The sequence below is a fragment of the Lactobacillus helsingborgensis genome (assembly GCF_003173695.1).
In the GTDB taxonomy this organism is placed as follows: domain Bacteria; phylum Bacillota; class Bacilli; order Lactobacillales; family Lactobacillaceae; genus Lactobacillus; species Lactobacillus helsingborgensis.
The window spans coordinates 1,589,109-1,609,690 of the sequence record NZ_CP029544.1 but is presented as its reverse complement, the minus strand read 5'-3'; the positions used below and the strand labels follow the sequence as shown (position 1 = coordinate 1,609,690).

At 37.1% G+C, this 20,582-nt stretch carries 18 protein-coding genes; 11 read left to right on the top strand and 7 right to left on the bottom strand.

What is annotated here, in order from left to right:
* The first annotated feature begins 93 nt into the window (after window positions 1–93).
* Entirely contained in the window at window positions 94–1,350 is a 1,257-nt protein-coding gene (locus DLD54_RS07690; RefSeq protein WP_109918815.1) for a CPBP family intramembrane glutamic endopeptidase, read from the top strand.
* A gap of 229 nt (window positions 1,351–1,579) precedes the next feature.
* On the opposite strand, the gene DLD54_RS07685 is transcribed toward DLD54_RS07690, so the two are convergent.
* The 3 genes from DLD54_RS07685 to DLD54_RS07675 form a co-directional block, all read right to left on the bottom strand.
* On the bottom strand, window positions 1,580–3,610 hold the full coding sequence (locus DLD54_RS07685) for a KUP/HAK/KT family potassium transporter (protein ID WP_038524291.1): 2,031 nt from the start codon (window positions 3,608–3,610) through the stop codon (window positions 1,580–1,582).
* 120 nt (window positions 3,611–3,730) lie between these two features.
* Window positions 3,731–4,174, bottom strand: coding sequence for a hypothetical protein (locus DLD54_RS07680; RefSeq protein WP_109918814.1), 444 nt, complete (start codon window positions 4,172–4,174; stop codon window positions 3,731–3,733).
* 238 nt (window positions 4,175–4,412) lie between these two features.
* A complete protein-coding gene (locus tag DLD54_RS07675; RefSeq protein WP_109918813.1) occupies window positions 4,413–5,276 on the bottom strand; it encodes a hypothetical protein in 864 nt (287 codons plus the stop codon).
* A 209-nt stretch (window positions 5,277–5,485) separates the two neighbouring features.
* Here DLD54_RS07675 and DLD54_RS07670 point away from each other — a divergent pair, with 209 nt between their 5' ends.
* The 9 genes from DLD54_RS07670 to DLD54_RS07630 all read left to right on the top strand — a co-directional run bounded on the left by DLD54_RS07670 (window position 5,486) and on the right by DLD54_RS07630 (window position 15,622).
* Window positions 5,486–5,707, top strand: coding sequence for a DUF1659 domain-containing protein (locus DLD54_RS07670; protein WP_109918812.1), 222 nt, complete (start codon window positions 5,486–5,488; stop codon window positions 5,705–5,707).
* 39 nt (window positions 5,708–5,746) lie between these two features.
* The gene (locus tag DLD54_RS07665) at window positions 5,747–5,995 is read left to right on the top strand and encodes a DUF2922 domain-containing protein (protein ID WP_046327666.1); all 249 of its coding nucleotides are present in this window, start codon (window positions 5,747–5,749) and stop codon (window positions 5,993–5,995) included.
* A gap of 530 nt (window positions 5,996–6,525) precedes the next feature.
* Complete coding sequence (locus tag DLD54_RS08820; protein WP_158593331.1) at window positions 6,526–8,352, top strand: SLAP domain-containing protein; 1,827 nt, start codon at window positions 6,526–6,528, stop codon at window positions 8,350–8,352.
* A gap of 136 nt (window positions 8,353–8,488) precedes the next feature.
* On the top strand, window positions 8,489–9,328 hold the full coding sequence (locus DLD54_RS07655; protein WP_109918811.1) for a hypothetical protein: 840 nt from the start codon (window positions 8,489–8,491) through the stop codon (window positions 9,326–9,328).
* A 236-nt stretch (window positions 9,329–9,564) separates the two neighbouring features.
* Window positions 9,565–10,056 (top strand): sigma-70 RNA polymerase sigma factor region 4 domain-containing protein, encoded by a 492-nt coding sequence (locus DLD54_RS07650; RefSeq protein ID WP_109918810.1) that lies wholly within the window; start codon window positions 9,565–9,567, stop codon window positions 10,054–10,056.
* Between the two features lie 121 nt (window positions 10,057–10,177).
* Window positions 10,178–11,395, top strand: a complete 1,218-nt coding sequence (locus DLD54_RS07645) for an SLAP domain-containing protein (protein WP_109918809.1) — start codon at window positions 10,178–10,180, stop codon at window positions 11,393–11,395.
* A 45-nt stretch (window positions 11,396–11,440) separates the two neighbouring features.
* The gene (locus DLD54_RS07640) at window positions 11,441–12,592 is read left to right on the top strand and encodes an SLAP domain-containing protein (protein ID WP_109918808.1); all 1,152 of its coding nucleotides are present in this window, start codon (window positions 11,441–11,443) and stop codon (window positions 12,590–12,592) included.
* A gap of 154 nt (window positions 12,593–12,746) precedes the next feature.
* On the top strand, window positions 12,747–14,576 hold the full coding sequence (locus DLD54_RS07635; RefSeq protein ID WP_109918807.1) for a cation:proton antiporter family protein: 1,830 nt from the start codon (window positions 12,747–12,749) through the stop codon (window positions 14,574–14,576).
* A gap of 296 nt (window positions 14,577–14,872) precedes the next feature.
* A complete protein-coding gene (locus DLD54_RS07630) occupies window positions 14,873–15,622 on the top strand; it encodes an SLAP domain-containing protein (protein ID WP_109918806.1) in 750 nt (249 codons plus the stop codon).
* A gap of 196 nt (window positions 15,623–15,818) precedes the next feature.
* On the opposite strand, the gene DLD54_RS07625 is transcribed toward DLD54_RS07630, so the two are convergent.
* From DLD54_RS07625 to DLD54_RS07610, 4 genes are all read right to left on the bottom strand, one after another.
* Window positions 15,819–16,790 carry a Gfo/Idh/MocA family protein gene (locus DLD54_RS07625; protein ID WP_109918805.1) on the bottom strand — a complete coding sequence of 324 codons (972 nt, stop codon included), beginning with the start codon at window positions 16,788–16,790 and terminating at the stop codon, window positions 15,819–15,821.
* Window positions 16,791–16,940: 150 nt separating this feature from the next.
* Window positions 16,941–17,711, bottom strand: a complete 771-nt coding sequence (locus DLD54_RS07620; RefSeq protein WP_109918804.1) for a hypothetical protein — start codon at window positions 17,709–17,711, stop codon at window positions 16,941–16,943.
* Window positions 17,712–17,799: 88 nt separating this feature from the next.
* Window positions 17,800–18,570, bottom strand: a complete 771-nt coding sequence (locus DLD54_RS07615) for a hypothetical protein (RefSeq protein WP_109918803.1) — start codon at window positions 18,568–18,570, stop codon at window positions 17,800–17,802.
* Between the two features lie 310 nt (window positions 18,571–18,880).
* Window positions 18,881–19,678 (bottom strand): hypothetical protein, encoded by a 798-nt coding sequence (locus tag DLD54_RS07610; RefSeq protein ID WP_109918802.1) that lies wholly within the window; start codon window positions 19,676–19,678, stop codon window positions 18,881–18,883.
* 158 nt (window positions 19,679–19,836) lie between these two features.
* Here DLD54_RS07610 and DLD54_RS07605 point away from each other — a divergent pair, with 158 nt between their 5' ends.
* Window positions 19,837–20,529: a 2,3-diphosphoglycerate-dependent phosphoglycerate mutase gene (locus DLD54_RS07605; protein WP_046327646.1), complete on the top strand. Its 693-nt coding sequence runs from the start codon at window positions 19,837–19,839 to the stop codon at window positions 20,527–20,529.
* Window positions 20,530–20,582 lie beyond the last annotated feature (53 nt).

Below are 20,582 nucleotides of genomic sequence, written 5' to 3'. Positions count from 1 at the left end.
TTTGACCATGTAAGTAGGCTAATTCAATTAAATTTAAAAATAGATTAAAAAAGTTATTGAAGTAAGCTTTAAATTTAATATAATATAAGTATTATGAAGAACATAAATCAAGATGCTGGAACAATAAAGACATTAAAATCAAATAGGACAATAAAAATTTTTCATTTAGCACAAACTGTGGTTCAATTATTAATCTTACTGCTTTGTGCTACTTTGAATTTTGTTGATAAAAATCTTTTTAATCAACCCCAAAAGATTGCTATTATACTCTCTCTTATTCTTACTTGTTTACAATTTTCTTTGTTGCAGAATGAGAGTGAAAAGCCTAAAAGATGGCAATTGGTCAACCATTACGTTGAAACCATAGCGATATGTTGCACTTTGCCTATTAGTCTGGCTTTACTGACTAAGTTACTAAATCAATATCATTTGATCAATGTTACTTTTTGGATGCTTTTGGTTACTTGCTATGCCTTTGTTATGTACATTCCAATGACTAAATTAGCCTTGTGTCGGGTAAGTAACAATTGGGGAAGAATTTTGCTACTTATATTTGTTGTCTATGGTCAAATAATGTGGACTGCCAGTTTCATTGCTGGGCACTTACGGTACAACAAGGTACTGCTTCAGATAAATAATTCTGGCTTGTCTGGTATTCCTATTTTAATCATTATTACTGCCTTGGTAATGCCTAGTTGGAAAATACAAAAACCGCACTTTGTATATAGTCGGAATGACTCAATTCTGTTTTCTAGCTTAGTAACTTTGCTTTTAGCAGGACATTTACTTTTAATTGCTATGCCTCATTTGGACAATGTTGTTAACATTGCTGATACTTTAAATTACTACTTCGATCAAATCAATCTTGGTATTATTGGTTCAGCTGTCGAGGCGGGTATTGCTGAAGAATGGCTGGTACGTTTTATTGTTATTGCACTTCTTGCGCAAATTTTTCAAAGCAATAAGTATCGTATATACTTAATTGTTTTATTTGATGGACTGATTTTTGGGTCGTGGCATTTAACGAATATCGGCCATCAAACTCTCTTAGCAACTTTGCACCAAATGCTTGAAATAGGGAGTTGGGGATTTGTAATTGCCGCTGTTTACCTATACACACACTCGCTACTCTTAACCATGATCTATCATGGCTTATACGATTTTATTATCTTTCTGTTTCAGGGTGGCATTAACACGTACGGCGATTCAATTACATCTGCAGTGAAACCTACTATGGCCGACTGGCAGGCGGTCTTTTTCAGAGTAGCTATCTATACAGCCATCGCCTTACTCATTATTTATAGCAAACGTAGACAAAATGTAATCGCCCGAAATTTGGCTCAAATGTAATATTTTAAATTGTAGTAGCTGACTTCATCTCAGCTGTCTAAAAATAATTATGCTGCCCAGTTTAAGGTGAGCAGCTTTTATAAAAGGAAAGTTAGTCGCTGATCCGAACTGTTCTTAATTTCTTTACGTAATCTAGGAACTAAAAAAAGCATATAAAAAAGCATTGAATAATAAAAATCAATGCTTTTTTGTTGGACTGAAATAATATTTTTACCAGTCTCTATAGATACTAATCAAATTCTTTATTCTTTAGATTAGAATAGTCGCGCGGCGCAACCCTCTTGATATGTAAGTTATGTCTTGGCTTGCCTAAGATAAGAGGTACCTGTTCGACAACAGTGTCGGTGTATTCCAAACCAAACCAAGATGCTGGATTAGATGAAAGGTTCTGTAACCAGACTCGTGCTTTCAACATCACTTTTTCAAAGCCCTTCAATCTTGTAAGGGGACTGACAGCTTCATTGACGATTACAAACGAGAAGTCACCTACTTTACGTCCTGGGGTAGTGGTGTAATCTTGAGGTTGTGCTTCAATTGTGCCATCTTTGATCAAGTCGTGAACTATTTGACGCAAGTAAACGTTAACGCTGGTTTGCTTTTTAAACCCGAGATAGAGCTGCACGTTAATGACGTTTTTAGTGCCATAAGTATTAACGGCATATCTGGCAGTGAACGGCTCGTTAGTGATGTTAACTGTTACAAACCAATAAGCCTTTGCCCGTTTAGGTCTTTTATCCAAAATAGAATACATAATCTCACGCTTAATAAATTTATTGTATTTAACTTTGGCCATGTAAACCAAGTTGGTAGCGTAAGTGGGGTAATCATCATCGTGGCTTAAGTCCGTCAGCATATCAGTATATTCGTCTAATCGCACGTAAGTATGAGCACCTTCGTGCTTATCGCGCACTTTGTTACCAAAGTACCAGATGAACATAATGACACCAATGAAACCAGCAATTAAGACGGTAACATAGCCTCCGTGCATAAATTTGGTCAGACTGGAAATCAAGAACATGCCCTCAATAAAGCCAAAAGCAAGTAGGAAACACAGACGCAATATTAGCGGATGATGTTTTGAACCCAAGTATTCAAATAAAAGCAGGGTAGTCATCAACATGGTGACCGTAATTGACAGACCGTAGGCTGCTTCCATGTGTTCTGATGTCCGGAAGAAAATTACTATGGCAATAGTAGCTATACAGATCATCTTGTTTACCGATGGAATATAAATTTGACCATGCTTGGTCGTAGGGTAATTAATATTCATTCGCGGTAAAAACTTTAAACCACTGGCTTCTGAAACCAGTGTAAACGACCCTGTAATCAATGCTTGAGAAGCAATGATTGCGGCAATGGTAGCTAAGATAATCGCAAATAAACGCAAATCATCGGGCACAGCTTCAAAGAACGGGTTAAGTTCTCCGCCATGAGGCTGATAATTAGGGTTTTGCAGTATCCAGACACCTTGACCCAGATAATTTAAGGTTAAGCAGAGAAAAACATAGGGCCATGATCCCCGAATATTGCCTTTACCGACATGACCGACATCGGAATAGAGGGCTTCCGCACCAGTAGTGGCAAGGAAGATAGAACCTAGAATAAAAATACCTGCCTTGTTGGAGGGACTAAACAGAACTTTAATTGCCCATACAGGATTAAGTGCTTCTAAAATCGACCAGTCATTCGTCATATTGTAGACGCCGATTATGCCTAAAAATGTAAACCACACAAACATGATTGGACCGAAAGCTTTACCAATACTGCTGGTGCCAAGCATTTGAATTGAAAACAGTACCAACAAAATTGCAATCGTGATGATAATGACAGCATTTTGGTTAGGTACAGGAACGCTGGAACCAAAGTGCATATTCTTAAGTCCCTCAATCGAAGTGGTAACCGTGACCGCTGGTGTCAACGTGCCGTCAGCAAGGAGTGCCGCTCCTCCGATTAGAGCCGGCATGACCAGCCACTTGGCACGTTTACGTACTAATGCGTATAACGCAAATATTCCGCCTTCACCACGGTTAGTGGCTCTAAGAGCAATCAGGACGTACTTCACGGTGGTTAATAATGTTACCGTCCAAAAAATTAAAGAAATTGACCCTAAAATCAATTCCCGATTAACGTTGGCAATACCACCATTTCCCGTAACGATTGACTTCATTACATAGAGCGGACTAGTTCCGATATCACCATATACAATTCCGATGGTAATTAATAAACCAGCAGCTGAAATCCGCTTCTTATTTTTATCCATAGTAATTATGTACTCCCATAGACAATATTTTAAAGTTTGCTTTAAGTAAAAAAGAATGTCATCTTGGCATTCTCTTTTAAGTATCTATTTTGTTCTTTTTTTTGCTATTACACAAGTAAATTATGATAAAGAAGTAGGAATATTATTGCGACGATCTTCGTACCAGTTGTCCCAATCATCGTATGATGTCATCTTAGTGGCATCAACATTATCTTTGTCTGCAATTTGATCAATTATACTTTGGAAGTTTTGCGCATGATATTGCAATACATGCTTAACTAATTCCTTGCGGCTAAAGTGAATGTTGTCCAGAAGATAGTGGTTAATATCAACCATGTTGGAGTTATCATCGTACAAGTTCATGATTTCTAAATCGTTTTGATTAAACTTGGCAATATAAAAATCAGCAAAGACAGTTAAATGGTCAGGTTGCTCAGCAAATTCTGCCTGTGGCATAGTAGTCCATTCAGCATCGGGCATCACAACCTTGATTTCTTCTTTTTTGTCTTTTTCTTGTTCTTTTTCGTTATCTTTATCTGTGCTATTATTTTCTTTTTCAGTCAAAGCAAGACACTCCTTTAATAAAAATAGGAAACGTGAAAGTCAATAGTCATTTTACAGAGTTTAACCTATAAAAGCAACTATTGAACCAATTTACTATCTACATAATAGTAGTTTTTGTCAAAAATTAGCAATTTAGAGCATTTAGTCTATTTGTAAAAATTGCGCCAGGGGATGAAAAAAGCACCATAACATCAATTTACGGCGCTTTTTAATCATCACTTTTAAAGAAAAGGACTAACTATGGCTTAAGATAATTCTCAACGTCTTTTCTGGTAATTTTGCTTGGCTTAGTGCGACCAGATTTTCTATAGAGGTCGATTAAGTCCTGCGGACTCCAGGACATTGAATCATAGCCGAATTTGCCTACGCGTTTACGCAATTGAGCAATCTGCTTGTTGGTAACAGTCTTGCCGTGTACTTTATGGTTACCCATTGCACCTGCGCCAGTCTTGCCGGCATTACCGGTGTCTTGACCACTGCCGGAAATAGAATTGTAGCCTTGGCTGGAAGTGCCATTATTATTTTGTTTGGCTGCTTTCTGGTTGGCTGCAAGTCCTTTTGCGGCTTTCTGCTTGTATTGGGTGTAATACTTGCCGTCAATATAAGGCAAGTCCAGTACTTTTTGGTATTGATCAGCCGCTTTAAGATATTGCTTAGCAACTTCTGCTTCAGTTGCTGCTAAAAAGATAGGTTGAATTTCATGTTCATAATTGTCTTGGACATCTTCAATAGTAGTTTTTAGTTTCTTACCTTGTTTAACTAAGACAGCATAACCATTAGCTTTGTTGATTACGCTGCTTGTTTTGCTCAATGCGTTATCATATTTACCCTTTTTAGTTGCACTAATTGCAGAAAGCATATTGTCAGATTGATTTTTGTAGGCTTTGGCTTGGTCAGTATTTTTGATCTTGAAAGCTTTAGCAAAAGCAGAGCTTGCTTCTGAGTAGTCCTTGTCTGCAACAGCGTTTTTACCGGTGGTCATTGCACTATTATAGGAAGCATTAACTTTATCACTATTTGATTTCTGGGTTGCGTAAAAAGCGCCACCAGCGATAGCGATAATTACTACTGCCACAATCGTACCAATTGTCGTTTTTTTCATAATAGGAAATTATCCTCCTTACTAATACTTAGTTTAATTATAGATTGTTTAAGTAGATTTGACTACTTAATGGTGCTTTTCACATAAGGCTAGAAAATTTTCTCCATAAAAAATGTTACATTTTACCATTTTAATTCGTTAGTAATAGTGTAAGACAGCTAGCGCGCGAGTTGATTACAAAAAAAGCAGCAATGAAAGGCTAAATTAAGATGAATTTTCAATTACTAGAACAATCAGTCCAATATACATTTTTAAATTCTAAATATGGTAGTGAGGGAATTAAGACACGAGTTTTGAAGAACGTTAAAAAGGGTGCAGCAGCTGGTGGACTGGCAGAAGTCGGGTCGGCACTAGCCAAATTGCAACACGATGAACTGGCTGCAGCCACTCTGGTGCAAAAGCAGGGCATTCCGTTAGATGATGAAGAATAAAAAATTGGCTAAATAATATTCAAGATGGGAGAAAATAATATGGTAACAAAAAGCAAAACTTTACGATTAGTATTCTTAAATGGTGCAAATAAAAAGGTTAGTCTGTCTTTGCCCAATGCCGCTGATAACCTTGCGGCAACAGAAGTCAAAGCCGCAATGGCGGCGATAGCAAATGCCAATGTGTTTGCACAAGAAGGGGTGGATCTCTATCAAACTCCACAATCTGCTTCATACGTTGAACGAACTGTCACTAGTTTGTTTGATGATACTGCGGCTCAGCCAATGTAATCTCCAGCTGTTGGAGCTAGTTAGCAGAATAATTGCTAAGATTAAGCAGATTTTTCGTTAAATGCCAGTACTTAAATGAAGAAATCACGTCTAAGAATAGTTAGGCGTGATTTTTACTTTATTTCAAATTTTTTTGTTATTATTTTGTAAAATTTTATGTAAAATAAAATATCTTTTTTAACTTGATTAAGATAAAAGAACATTGAATGTATTGCTGTAAAGCGGGTTTTTTACTACTGACAAAACCTAGATTTTGTTAGCAATCTGTAAGCGTTTGTTACAAAACTATGTTAAATAACTGCTTGTCTTGCAATTTAGGCAAAAGGTAGGTACAATAAGAAATGTGGTAAGTAATAGCTATGCTTCAGGTTCGAAGCCTGTACGCATGCGCGTTCTTCAGCTCGAAAGCTACCTCATAAGAGTTATAAACTTATGAATTCGGCTTGAAGGGTGTTGTAACAATGTAGGCTCATCACGACTGAACCTATAGCCTATTACTATTTTGTATATACACAAGGAGGAAAGACCACATGAAGAAAAATTTAAGAATTGTTAGTGCTGCTGCAGCTGCTTTATTAGCTGTTGCTCCAGTCGCTGCAGCCGGTGTATCAACAGTATTTGCTGCTGATTTACCTACAACAGTTACTCCAGGAAATGGAACTTCAACTGCTACAGTTACTGATTTGGCATTAAAAGTTGTTGCTTCTAATTCTGGTACTTTAGTTGATGGTGATTCTGTTACTAAGTTAGCACCAGTAATTTCATCAGCTTACGGTACACCACAGCTTAATGGTAAGACTCAAGTTTACGAACTTAGTCAAATTCAATTTGGAACAAATAATGTTCCATCAGTAAAAACTGATTCCGCTACTGGAAAAGCTTATGAACCAGCAACTACCCTTAAAAAGGGTACAGATTATGTAGTATTTTCAGACAATGTTTCAGTTAGTGGTTTAAATAAGAACGGTAAGTATACTGTTGGTACTGGAGCAACTAAATCTAATTATACAGCAGATACTTATGGTAATATTACTGGAATTAATTTAGTAAGTGAAAAATTCCAAGTTGCTGATACTACTAAAGTTGGTGCTCCATACGTTGTTGAAGGTACTAAGATTGTAAGTTCAGGCTCAGTTGATCTTGATGCAACTAACACAGTTTCTTCTGTTGCTACAAAGATTCAAACTAAGTATTCACCAAGATCAACGGGTGGAGACCCTGCCCATGTAGATACTGCTTCAACAGCTTCATTCCCAAGTCTTGAACAAGATGTTCGTGATGGACTTAAAGCAGCTGGTGTAACTGTAAAAGCTGATGGTAGTTTTGACAAGCCTGCTACACCATTTACAGTTAATGTAAAAGTTGCTACAAATAATGGTCTGTCAACTACTTTCCTAGTTAAAGTAAATCCAAACTCAACTACTGGTGGTGATGAATTCCCACAATTTAGTTGGACTTTAAAGGATAAAGAAACTCCAGAAGCACTAGTAAGTGGTAACCAAGATCTTGATTCCATTGATTCACTTAAGGGTGGAGAAGCTGTTAACTATGTACCAGTAAATGGCACTGTTAACACAGAAGCTATTAAAGCTTTGTTCACTGCTCAGGTAAGTAAGAATGATGCTACTAAGCTGAATGTAAGTGTAGATGCAAGCAAGGTTAACACAAAGGTTGCTGGTAAATATCCAGTAGTTGTTACTGCAACAAATGCTGCTAATAAGACTTCTAAAGTTACTTTCTACTTGACTGTAGGTGTTAAGGGAGCTACTTACAAGACTGTTCAATCAGACGGCGATGTTCCAGTTTACAAGATTGACGGTAATACTGTAACTGACTCAAAGACTACTGTTAAGAACGGTGATCAAATTGCTGTCTTTGGTGACCCAATCAAGGTTGGCGACAAGACTTACGTTCGTATTAACAGTGCTGATTCAGACCTTTACGTAGAAAGCAAGTATGTTGATGGTTCATTCAAGCCTGCAGACAAGGTTAAGAAGACTGTTATGCACAACTCATACATCTACGACAAGGATCACAAGCGTGTTGGTACTGACATGTTACGTGCTTACTCCACTGTTGAAGTAATCGGTGCAGCTACTAAGCTTGCTGACGGCAGCTTGGTTTACCAAATCGGTGACAACCAATTCGTAATGGCTGACAACATTGACGGTACTTCACGTACATTGACTCACAATGCTTACGTATACAAGACCAGCAAGAAGCGTGCTGATGGCCGCGTATTGAAGGCTGGTACTAAGGTTACTACTTACGGTTCACCTTACACATTCAAGAATGGCAAGGCTTACTACCGTATCGGTGGTCCTAAGAAGCAATACGTTAAGGTTGCTAACTTTTAATTAATTGTTTAATTAATTACAAAAACGGAAACGAATTATTCGTTCCCGTTTTTTGTTTACTCTTTTTCTTCTATGCAAGCGGTAACAATTCTAGTATAATTGTATTACTTAACTTTAATTGAAGGAGAAGTAAACAGTGATTAGTAAAGAAAGTGATATTTGGAATTTACCGGCAGATAAGAAGTATCGTATTTGGTCGCAAAAACTACTGCAAGAAAGAATAGAAGACAAAGAAGTAGTCAAGTATGTGGTTAACGATGATTGTTACTGCGTTAATCCTGCTACTATTGCTTTATATCAATTTCAAAAGCAGCCGCTCTTAGGCAAATATAAAAGTGTGATTTTTGATTGTCAGCAGGGCATAATTCTAAGTTGTCGCAGTACAAAAGCCCATCTGACTTCATTCAGTCAAAGATGTTTGTTTGCGGGTTTGGAATTTCAAAGAGAATTCGCCCGTCATATTAACTTAGCGGGACACAACGTGATTGCGACCGGTCGTTTAGCTTATTTTTCCTTACGCAGCTATAATACGGGTAATATTGATTGGGTAGCGTTACATAATATGGTTGGCTTCAAGACCTTGCGGAATAATGTCACCGCTTTTGAAACGATCAAGCACAATCAGTTTAGTTATATCTTTACCTATGAGGATTGCAGCCGTCATATTCCTCATAAAGTCAGTGACAGCTTATTTTTCAATCATGCCCTTTATCTTCTAAGTACTTCCCACTTAGAGCAAAATCTGGGTTGGCAGGTCAAAAGCTTTCAGGGCAAGTCCCTTATTGATCAAACATCTTACTTTCACCCTCACCAATCTCTTAAAGAGTTATCTCTTAAAACAGTAATGTCTGAATTACTGGTTAAGAAGCACATTCGCTATGGTAATTATCTAGCAGACTACTATGAACTGCCCCAATTATTAGACGCGCATCACAGTGCCTATGCGAATAGTACAAGACCTGACACTTTATTTTAAAAACAGTACACGAATTAATTCACAATTCGTGTATTTTTTTAATCTTTTTTTCACCCATGATTTCTCTTTAAATAAGCTATCAGTAGCTAGTATATTAAAAATTATAATAAGTATTAGATTAAAACCAGCGTAATTAAAATTCAGTTAAACTCTTGCTTTTTAATATTTGCCTTATCTTGCTAATCTAAAGGGGCACAAGCGCTTGTGACACATAAGAAAAAAGAGGATAGTCACAAATGAAGATTAGTAAGGAAGCTTTTTTAAGAGCATGGCAAAATCAAAAATTAGTAAGAGGCGCATTAAAGTCCGCGCATGTCAGATTGGACTATACTAATTATGAAGACTTTTTGCTCGAAGGAGTCATTGTTTACGCCGAAATGTTAACTAAATTAACTGGCATGAACCAAATGGAAGTTGATCGCCTGAGTTTTCGCAAAATTATCTGGCATACCATTGATTTATTGCGTAAGGATAAACAAGTAGCTGAGTTGGAAGTACCAGCAGAAATTTCCGGGCAAATAGAGCAATTAAATAACTGGGATAATCAGTTAATTCTTGCCCAAGAACTCACGGAAATGTCGCAATTAGAGCGGATGTTATTTTTTAATCATCTTATCGAAGGGCAGACAATCAGCGCTTTAGCCCAGCAAACTGGAATAAGTCGCGTGCAACTGCAAAGACTGAAGCATAATCTATTAGCCCATTTGCGCGAAGTCTTAGAAAGGTAAATTACTATTTGTAATATAAAACTATTAATATTACTTTTTGACTACAAATAAGGAGAACCTATTGTTAATACTTTAATTGCCCGATACAATAAAGATGTCGGTTAAGGAGGAACTATTATTTATGAACAAAAGACTAATCACTGGTATTACTGCTGCTATGCTTGGTGCAGCAGCAATAGTACCGGTTACCAACAACCTAATTGCCAATTCTCCAGCACGCGCTGAGAAAGTTTCTGCAGCTACCGCAGATGAAACCACATTTTTAAACACTGCCGTTAAACAAGCACAAAAAGTTTCTAAGAAATATGGTTTATATCCATCAGTTATGATTGCACAAGCAATTGTTGAATCTAACTGGGGGCAATCAGGTTTAGCTGTCAATGCCAACAATCTCTTCGGTATGAAGGCTGATGATAGTTGGCAGGGTGCCACATATTCTTCTAAAACTCGAGAAGAAGACAAGAACGGCAAGAGCTATTATGTTACTGCCAAATTCAGAAAATACGATAGCTACCAAGACTCGTTTGATGACAACGGTAAAAAGCTGCGCTTGGGCGTGACTTGGCAACCTGATCGCTACCAGGGAGCATGGCTTGAAAATGCTGCTTCTTATATGGATGCCACTAAGGCTTTGACTGGGACATACGCTACCGCTAATAATTACAACACCATTTTAAATACTAGAATAACAAATTGTAACTTAACCCAATATGATCCTAGCGTTTCCACTACCAGTAAAACTTATATTGTCAAAAAAGCCGGCGCTACCTACGCCTGGCCAACTGACCACTCGGTATCCGCAAAGACGGACTCTGTAGCTAAAGGCGATGCTGTAACTGTTACTAAGACTATTACTTTTTATAACGGTAAGAAGCGTTTGTATATCGCTGGTAAAGGCTGGGTCAACGACACCATTTTAAACATGGGTAGTGCCTTACCACCAGCTTCTCAAGCACCAAAAGGTGACAAAAAAGTCAACAAGACCTTGATGCACAACTCTTATATTTATAATTCCAAGGGCAAGCGAGTCAAGAAAACTAAGGCGCTTAAAGTAGGAAACGGCGGCAAGGTAATTGCCACTTACGGCACCAAAACCATTAATGGTAAGAAATATTACCGCATTGGCGAAAACCAATATATTGCCAGTGGCAATATTGACGGAACAATGAGAATCCTGAAGCATAATGCCTTCATTTACAACGATTACGGTAATCGTGACAACTTGAAGGTGATGAAAAAAGGACAATCCGTTGCCACGTTTGGCGGTGCAATTACCATCTACGCCCAAAAGTATTATCGCATTGGGATTCACCAATATATTAAGAAAGGTAATTTTTAGACAAAGTCAGACTCTCGCACACAGAAATAAGGAATGAAAAGTTAGATGAAGATAAAGAAACTAATAACTACTATTGCTATCGGAGTAGGTTTAGTTGCACCTATTTTTAATGGAAATCGTACTCAGGTGGTTGAAGCTGCCTCAATTAACTCAATTGCTAAACAAAATAGTTATGTCGGCGTTACGTTTTTATATAAAATGTTGCAAACGCAAAATATTAAATATAATAAATTTTATGCCAACGGTAACAAAATTAAGTATAGAAAAGGCAAGCCGGAAGGAATTGTAATTCATGAAACCGCAACTCCGGGAGCTTCCGCATATAATGAAGCCATTTACTTTAACCGTGAGTGGCAGAATATGTACTCTTATGTTCACGCTTTTGTTGACAGCAAGCAGGTTATTCAGATGATGACGCCAAATTATGGTGTCTGGGGTGCGGGCGCGATTGCCAACAACCGTTTTATCCAAATTGAACTTTGTCAGGAAACTACCAGAAATAAGTTTGCTAAGAGTGTTAATAATGATGCAATATACGCTGCGAAGTTGTTACACCGCTATGGTATTACGCCGGTGCACGCCTCCAACACTGGTAAAGGCACTATCTGGTCGCATCACGCTGTATCACGCTTTTTAGGTGGTACCAATCATACAGACCCAGATGGTTACTTTAGCAAGTGGGGTTATTCGATGAATGACTTCTTCGACCTTTTGAAGTATTACTATGACTTGCAGGCAGGAGAGACGGTCACTTCTAATATCCCTGATGATAATACGACTACAGATGATACTAGTAATGATGAAACTACTAATACCGATCCAGTGTCACAAGCGCCTACCGGCAAAAGAACTTTGATGCATGACGCCTACACTTATAATGCTCAAGGTCAACGTACCGCGGCTGCTTTAAAAACTGCTGGGACTGTAGTAACAGTTGCTCAGGAAAAAGTTATTAACGGTAAAAAGTACATGCAAATTGGGGAAAATGAATATGTTGTAGCCAGCAATATCGTTGGCTCAAACCGTGTTTTAACCCACAATGCTTATATTTATAATACTACCGGCATTCGTCTAGGTACTACAAAGTTATTAAAGGGTAAAACTGTGCGCACTTATGGCGGGCGCATTAATATCGGTGGTAAGATGTACTATCCTATCGACACTAACCGTTTCGTCAAAGTGGCAAATTTTAATTAATATGCCAGCAAGAACAGCAGGTTATGACAATGGTCATGACCTGTTTTTTGCGTCTCATGTTTCAGTAAACTAAGAATGTGTACTATCCTTTTTGTTTTCGCTGGCAGTCAATATTTTGTATAATCGACTAAGAATAAATGAGGAGGTAATCCTAGTGGCACAGTTGTCTTTATTCTTAGTCGTTTTATTTGCATTAATCGTTCCTATTTTAATGGCACGATTGCAGGTTAATGCCGTCCCCACTGCAGTGGCTGAGATTATTATTGGCATTATTCTGGGCGCAAGTGGTTTTAATATTGTTCGTCCCACACATGACCTGTCATTTTTATCAAATTTGGGTGTCATTCTTTTGCTGTTTTTGTCAGGGATGGAAATTAATTTTGAATTACTGAAACCAAGACGAAAGCAGAAAAAAGAGCCGGGTCAAATAACCCCATTTAAAATTGCTCTTGAAGCTTTTCTGGGTGTAGCACTCTTATCGGTTTGCTTGGCATTAGTCTTAAAATCTCTGGGACTGTTTGGTGATACAATGCTGGCAACAATCATTTTTATGACAATTGCCTTAGGCGTGGTTATTGCCACACTCAAAGAAAAGGATATTTTGGATAGACCAGTGGGTCAAACTATCCTATTAACTGCGGTGCTGGGAGAGGTAATCCCGTTAATGCTGCTCACGGTTTATGCCGCTATCAATGGGGGCAATACCAAGCAGTTATGGCTGATTATTTTGCTTTTTGGTGCTGCAATCATACTGCTTTGGCGTTTTAAACAGCCTTATTTATGGTTTGTTCAGGTAACAAAGTCAACTACACAATTGGATGTGCGTTTAGCCTTCTTCTTAATCTTTGCCTTGGTGACGGTTGCCGAAAAGGTCGGGGTTGAAAATATACTAGGGGCATTTTTAGCGGGTATCGTTATGAAACTGCTAGAACCCGGTCAGCAAACGGCTGATAAGTTAACCTCAATTGGCTATGGCTTTTTTATCCCCATTTTCTTCATCATGACGGGGGTCAACCTCAACTTAAGATCGCTTTTAGCGCATCCTAGTTCATTAATTTTGTTACCAGTCTTAGTATTGTTTCTGTTTTTGGCAAAATTACCGGTGGCAGTGATTTATGCTAAAAAATTCGGCGCTAGAAATGGTTTTGCCGGGGGCTTTCTAACAGCCACTACCATCACCATTGTTTTACCAACATTGGCTGTTGCGCGTAAATTAAGGGTAATTACCAGCTTGCAATCTGATGTTTTTATCCTAGCTGCTGTGATTGTTTGTATAATGTGCCCAATATTGTTTAACGCCATTTTCCAATTAAAACCGGAAGATCGTATTAAAGAAAAAGTGGTAATTATGGGGACCAGTGCTTTAACCGTTCCCGTAATGCACGATCTTAACGAAAACTGGTATGCGGTTAGGATGTTCACTACTAGCAGTGAACACTACAATACTTATAAAAGTCGGGTACCTGATCTGGAATTATTGCCTGAACTTACTGATGAGCAGCTTGAGCAGGCTGGGGTTTTCGTCGGTAATATTTTTGTTGCGGCATTGCGCTCAGATGAAACCAATTTGCGCCTAGGCCAACTTGCTAAAGAAAAGGGCAATTTTAAGCGCATCATTATTTGTCAAAAACGGGCTGACATTAGCAGGGTCGACCAATTGCGTGAGGAGGGTATGGAAGTTTTTGATCTAAGCAATGTAACTTCATCGCTAATGCGGGCATTGATTGAATCGCCGGCAGTATATAGCGTATTGACTGACACCAAGAATGCAGTTTACTCCGTCGTGGTCCGCAATTCGCAATATGCTGGATTGCAACTGCTGGATTGGGATATAGCTGCTGATATCACAGTCAGCCGGATAAGGCGTGGTCACGAATGGCTTGTTCCTCACGGACATACTGTGATTGAGTCTGGGGATGAAATAATTTTTACAGCTAAATATAAGACTGCTAACCGGGTTCGGAGAGTTTTAGAGGAAAAATAGTTTTTGCAATAAATAAAAATGTGTGAAAATTAATTTTTTTAAAATTAATAAGTAATATTAGTAAAATATAAAATATAATATTGCAATATACAAAAAATAAGGCAGAAAACTTTTATCAGCTAATGATTATTATTGAAATTTACTGCAATATAAAAACGTAATTTATTAAACTTATACTCTTTTTTTTGCTTTCTTATAGTGCTAAAATAACTTCTATGTAACTCTATAAGAGTTATAGCGCTCTGGTTTTTAACTAAGGACGTCGGAAATTGTCAATCGAAAAAGGAAGGCTCAAAATGAGTAAAAATAGTTTTTATAGGAAAATGATTGTTTCAGTTGCAGGTGCAACTTTATTAGCTGTTGGTGTTAACCAATTACCAACCAATGCTTTAGGCAGTGCTGCAACTGAGGTCAGTGCAGCTAAAAAGGCTACCAAGACCAAGAAAGTCGGCGCCAATTCTGCTGTTTACAAGCAAAAGGGCAAGAAGTTAGTTAAAACCAAGAAGACAGTAAAAGTAGGTCAAAAAGTTAACGTTCTTGGCAAAAAGACTGTTAAAGGCAAGGTATATTACAAGATTGGTAAGAACCAATTTGTTAAGGCTGTCAATCTTGATGGTAAAGTCGTTACAGTAGCTAAGAACACTGTTTTGGTTACTAGAAGCGGCAAAGCTTTGAAGAACGGCAAAGTTAAAAAGGGTCAAGAACTTAAAGTCTTCGGTGGTACTGTTACTATCAAGGGCAAGAAGTATTACTCAACTTTGGCTGGATACGTTAAAGTTAGTGCTTTAGCTAAGAAGGAGACTCCAGTAGATCCAATTTCTAATGGTTCAACTGGTTCAAATGGCTCAGCTGGTTCAACCAGCTCAACTGGCTCAAACGGTTCTAACGGCAGTTCAGCAGGCTCAACTAGTTCAACTGGTTCCAACGGTTCATCTGGCTCAGCTAGTTCAAACGGCTCAAACGGTAGCTCAACTAGCTCAACAGGTTCTAACGGTTCAACCAATTCATCCAGTTCAGCTAGCTCAACTGCTCCATCAAAGAACTAGTACAGAGTAAAATAAAGTTTTGTTTTCTACAATTAAGTAACTAAATATAACTGACAAAAAGATCAGGTTTTTCTTCTTAGTAAATAACTTCAAGAAATTTTTTGAAGTCTGAATAAGAAGTTCCTGGTCTTTTTTGTAAATAAAAAACGCGGCTCTCTCATCGTGTGAGATAAAGCTGCGCTTTTTAAATATTTTTTTACTGGTTTGAAACAGATTCTTTTGCTTTTGCTAAAACTGCCATGACAGTAACACTATGATTATAAAGCTCGTTTGCTTTTTGAACGTCATGACTATCAATAATTTTCACAAAGTCTGTAAACTCGCTAGCCATTCTGTGATCAAATTCATTAAAATTAAATTCGCTGTTGTCGCTGTCTTTGTGTTCAACCGTAAAGTTGGCTATTACTCCCGTGGAACCGTCGAAATAGATAGTACCTTTTTCACCTTCAATAAACGAACGTGGGGTGGTGTAACTGTCTTTAGCTGCAATTAATACTGCTTGCTTGTCCGGGTATACGAGATTGAGTATGCCGGAAGTGTCAATTTGTTTTTGCATTACCGGATAATACTGCACTTTTTCAGGTTTACCAAATAGACCAACGCATAAATGAATATTATAAATATTTAAGTCCATTAGAGTTCCGCCGTCTTTAGCCGGATCAAATACAGGTGCGATTTTACCTTGCAAGAAATCATCATAGCGACTGGAATACTGCGTGTAATTAAGAGAAATAATATGAATAGGGGCGATTTCAGCTACTTGACGCTTGATTGCTTTATAATTTGGCAAATGAATATTCGTAATAGCTTCAACGATAATGACATTATTCCTGTCAGCTAATTGCTTCAGTTTTTTTGCCTGAGCAACAGTTTCAACGTAGGGCTTCTCACAAATAACATTTTTGCCTGCTGCAATAGCTTTTTTAACCACCTCATAGTGCAAGGAGTTGGGTACTGCGACATAAACGGTGTCTACGTTATCGTCATGGCATAACTGATCGTTATCAGCAAATACCTCTTTAATGTTGTATTGCTTAGCTAAGTCTTTGGCAATAGGCTGACTACGTTTAGTAGTGGATATTGCTGCAAGTTCAAGGCCTTTAATTTTAGCAGCAGTTGTTAAAAAATCATGGACAATTTTACCACTACCAACAATTCCTAATTTCATATCTAGACCTCCGATTACTAATGAAAATATTTAAACAACTCTATAGTCATTTTATCACATTAAGTAACCTAAAAGTACCATAATTATGATAGTTAAATATTTACTAAAAATAGTTGTTTTCATATAAAGACCTTTACTTTATTGTTCAAATTAGTTTGCAGGAGCGGGAGTGGCATTTTTTACTTCATCAGGTAATTTGAGATCATCATATTTGTTAAAATCAAATATTTTTAACTTGAAAGAAGCTGGTGCTTTTTTATCCAAATTCGTCTTAAAGGAGCAATTAATGCCAGTAACTTTTTTCTTTTCAATGGTAAAAATAAGATAGCATTTACTAATTTTTAAGCGCTTTTTGAGCTCTTTGGTATCTACTTTGTTGTCCTGCCAAATTTTATTTAAAAGCTTGCTTGCTTTACTTAATTTAACATTGGTTTTAAGGGTATAAATACCATTTTTATGGCTAAGTTTAGCATTCTTCTTCGCGTCGCCGTTAAGGCTTTTAGCCAGCTTTTTAATCGTACCGCTGTATTTTTGTATTTCTTTGTCTGGGACTTCATTATCCTGCAAAGCTCCATACTGCCATTTACCATCTTGTTTGGTATATAGACGCTTGGAAGTCACGTCACCCCATTGCTCTATATTAGCTTGATTTTTGCCTGATTTGACGCTACTAATTGAGTGGAATAATTCAGGCTTAACGTTGAATTCGCCTTGCGTCTTGCCAATTACTGTCTGATGGTCAACTTTAAATTTAGTCTCAAATTTAACTTTGCCGCTTGTTGGGTTGGTCTTAGTATTTTGCACAATTGAGACGGCTTGATTCTTACTAAGATCTGCATCAACTGTTTTGGCATAGACTAAGCCGCCACCAACTAAAGCAGTAGCGAATAATACAGCAAAGATGGCTTTTTTAAATTTCACTATGTGCATCTCCTTTTAAATATTTTTATGATAAATTACAAAGTTGCTGGATATAGTTTTTAAATATTATGATAAAAATTTTCACTTTTTATTTAAGTGAGGCGGCAGTTGCGTTTTTTACTTCATCAGGTAACGTTAACGTATCGAACTGACCGAAATGACTTTTTCTCATTTTAACAGTTACCTGTGTTGATTTTGCTAAGGTTGCCTTAAGGGCATATTTAGAATCAATTATCTTCTTGTCTTTAATAGTGTATACGAAGGTGCACTTGCTGAATTTAAAGTTCTTGTGTAAATAAGAAGTATCTACTTTATTTGAGCCCATTAATTTTAGCATCGCATCAAGCATTTTTTGACCCTTCAAAGTGCCTTTGACAGTATAAGTACCATTTTTACTGGTGATTTTGGTTTTTTTACTCATTTCTTGGTAAATACTCTTGTTAAACTTCTGCAAAGACTTGCCATTTTTTAAGTTGTTTAGTTCTTTGACCAAATAGTCAGGCAGTTTATCGTATTGCCACTTGCCGTCATGAATTGAATAAATGCGCTTGCTGTTTAAATCAACCCATTCATCCAATTGTTGAGTTTTTTTACCACTTTTAGCTGTGCTGATACTATGCAATACACCAGCTTGACTGTTAAAAATTGACTTTGTTTTGATAGTTGTTTTTTGTTTTCTGTATTTAGTTGTTGATATTTGATCAGTTTGTGAACTAGTTGGTGTTTGTTCTTCTTTTTTGATAATAGAAATAGCCTGCTTTTTGCTTAAGGCAGCATCAACCGATTGAGTATGAGCTAAGCCACCGCCAAATAGGGCAACAGATAATAATAACGTTGAAATAACTTTTTTAAATTTCATAAGTAACATCTCCTTTTTTCTTTGATACTCATATTCTATATTAAAAAATTAAATTGTGTAGCTATTTAAGTTAATTTTATATTAAATAAATCATAATTTTGGGCATTGAACTTAAGTGCTGATTTCCTATAATAAAAAAATTGTCTGCAAGTGTTTGTAAAAAGAGACTGTAACGCAGATAATAAAAAGTCGTTTAATTAATTGCTTGCTCAATATTGACGGGTCATTCCTTTAATTCTGCTTTTGCAGGCCATAATAAAAGCCCCGAAATTTTAAAATTTCGAGGTTTATAATTAAAGTTTATTGATAACTATTTTTTCTTCTTGTCAGCTTTAGGTAGTGGGTGGGCATTAAGTGCATTGTTAGGGATCTTTAAGAAATCTTGCTTACCCATATTGCCGTAACTTTGTCTTGCACTAAAGCGCATTAGTTTGTTAACTTTAATTTTTACTAAGTATTGAAAAGAGTATAGCTTTTTGTTTTTGACTACTAATTTTGCAGTCATGCCTTGAATTTTACCCATTTTAACTAATTTATTGTAAATTGTTTTTTGCTTGGGACTTTGTGTATTAGTAGTAAAAATTGGATCAAGCGCATCTTTCATAGTTTGCTGATCCTTGATTTTGGCATTTAAGGTATAAGTATGACCTTTGCGGGTCATTTTATAAGCTTTAGTAAGAACGGCAGGTGGATCCATCAACATCGCGTTATTAGTGAATGAGTCGAGTAAGTCAGCATAAGAATGACCTGTCAGTTTGTTAAAATCGGCTTTGTACCACTTACTCTGCCCGTTAATATAAACGTGATTGGCACTATCCACCCATTCTTGTGAGGACTGGGTTTTACCCTTAGATTGTGTTTCGTAATTAAGCTGAAAAACAGTTGGGTTGCCGCCGAAAAGGGCGGTAGTAGCAACCACCTGCTTAGATGTATCAGTGCCTAAAGTCACTGTTTGCTTAGCTTGTCCGCTCTTAAATGATTTCTGTGAACATTTGATTACTTGGCTTTTAGTTAGAATTGGTTCGCTTTGCTTTTTCGGCTTGGAGCAGCCACCCACAACTAGCGCTGCAGCAATACTCAAGCCTAAAATTAGTTTTTTAAATTTCATAGTGAGTTAGATTATCTCTTTTCTTATAATCAATATTATAACTATTGTATCGTAAAATATAAATTTAAAAAATGATTTTTAGTCCTAAACCCTATGAAAACAAAATGTAAATGTGTAAAATAGTAAGTGAAACATTTAATTTGCAAAGGAGATATTTCATGTCAAAATTAGTTTTGATCCGTCACGGACAAAGTGAATGGAACCTTGAAAATAAATTTACTGGTTGGATTGATGTAGATTTATCAGAAAAAGGCGTTGAAGAAGCAAAGAATGCAGGTAAGTTAATTAAAGAACACGGTCTTAAATTTGACCAAGCCTATACTTCAGTTTTGACTCGTGCTATTAAGACTTTACACTATGCTTTGGCAGAAAGCGACCAACTTTGGGTTCCCGAAACTAAGAGCTGGAGATTAAACGAACGCCATTACGGCGGTTTACAAGGTTTAAATAAGAAGGCTACTGCCGATAAGTACGGTGATGAACAAGTTCACATTTGGCGTCGTTCATACGATGTTTTGCCACCAAAGATTGAGGATGACTCAAAATACAGCCAAGTTCATGATCGTCGTTATGCCGATCTTGACCCACACATTATTCCACGGACTGAGAACTTAAAAGTTTGTTTGGAAAGAGTTATGCCATTTTGGGAAGACCACATTGCGCCAGACTTATTAGCTGGTAAGAATGTCATTATTGCCGCTCATGGTAACTCACTTCGTGCCTTGACTAAATACATCGAAAACATTTCTGACGCTGATATTATGAACTTGGAAATGAAGACTGGTGAACCAGTAGTTTACACCTTTGATGAAAAGTTGAATGTCACTAACAAAGAAAAGTTAGACGACTAATTTAGAATCTAAAATAATATTCCTAACCATCACGGGTTAGGAATTTTTTAGTA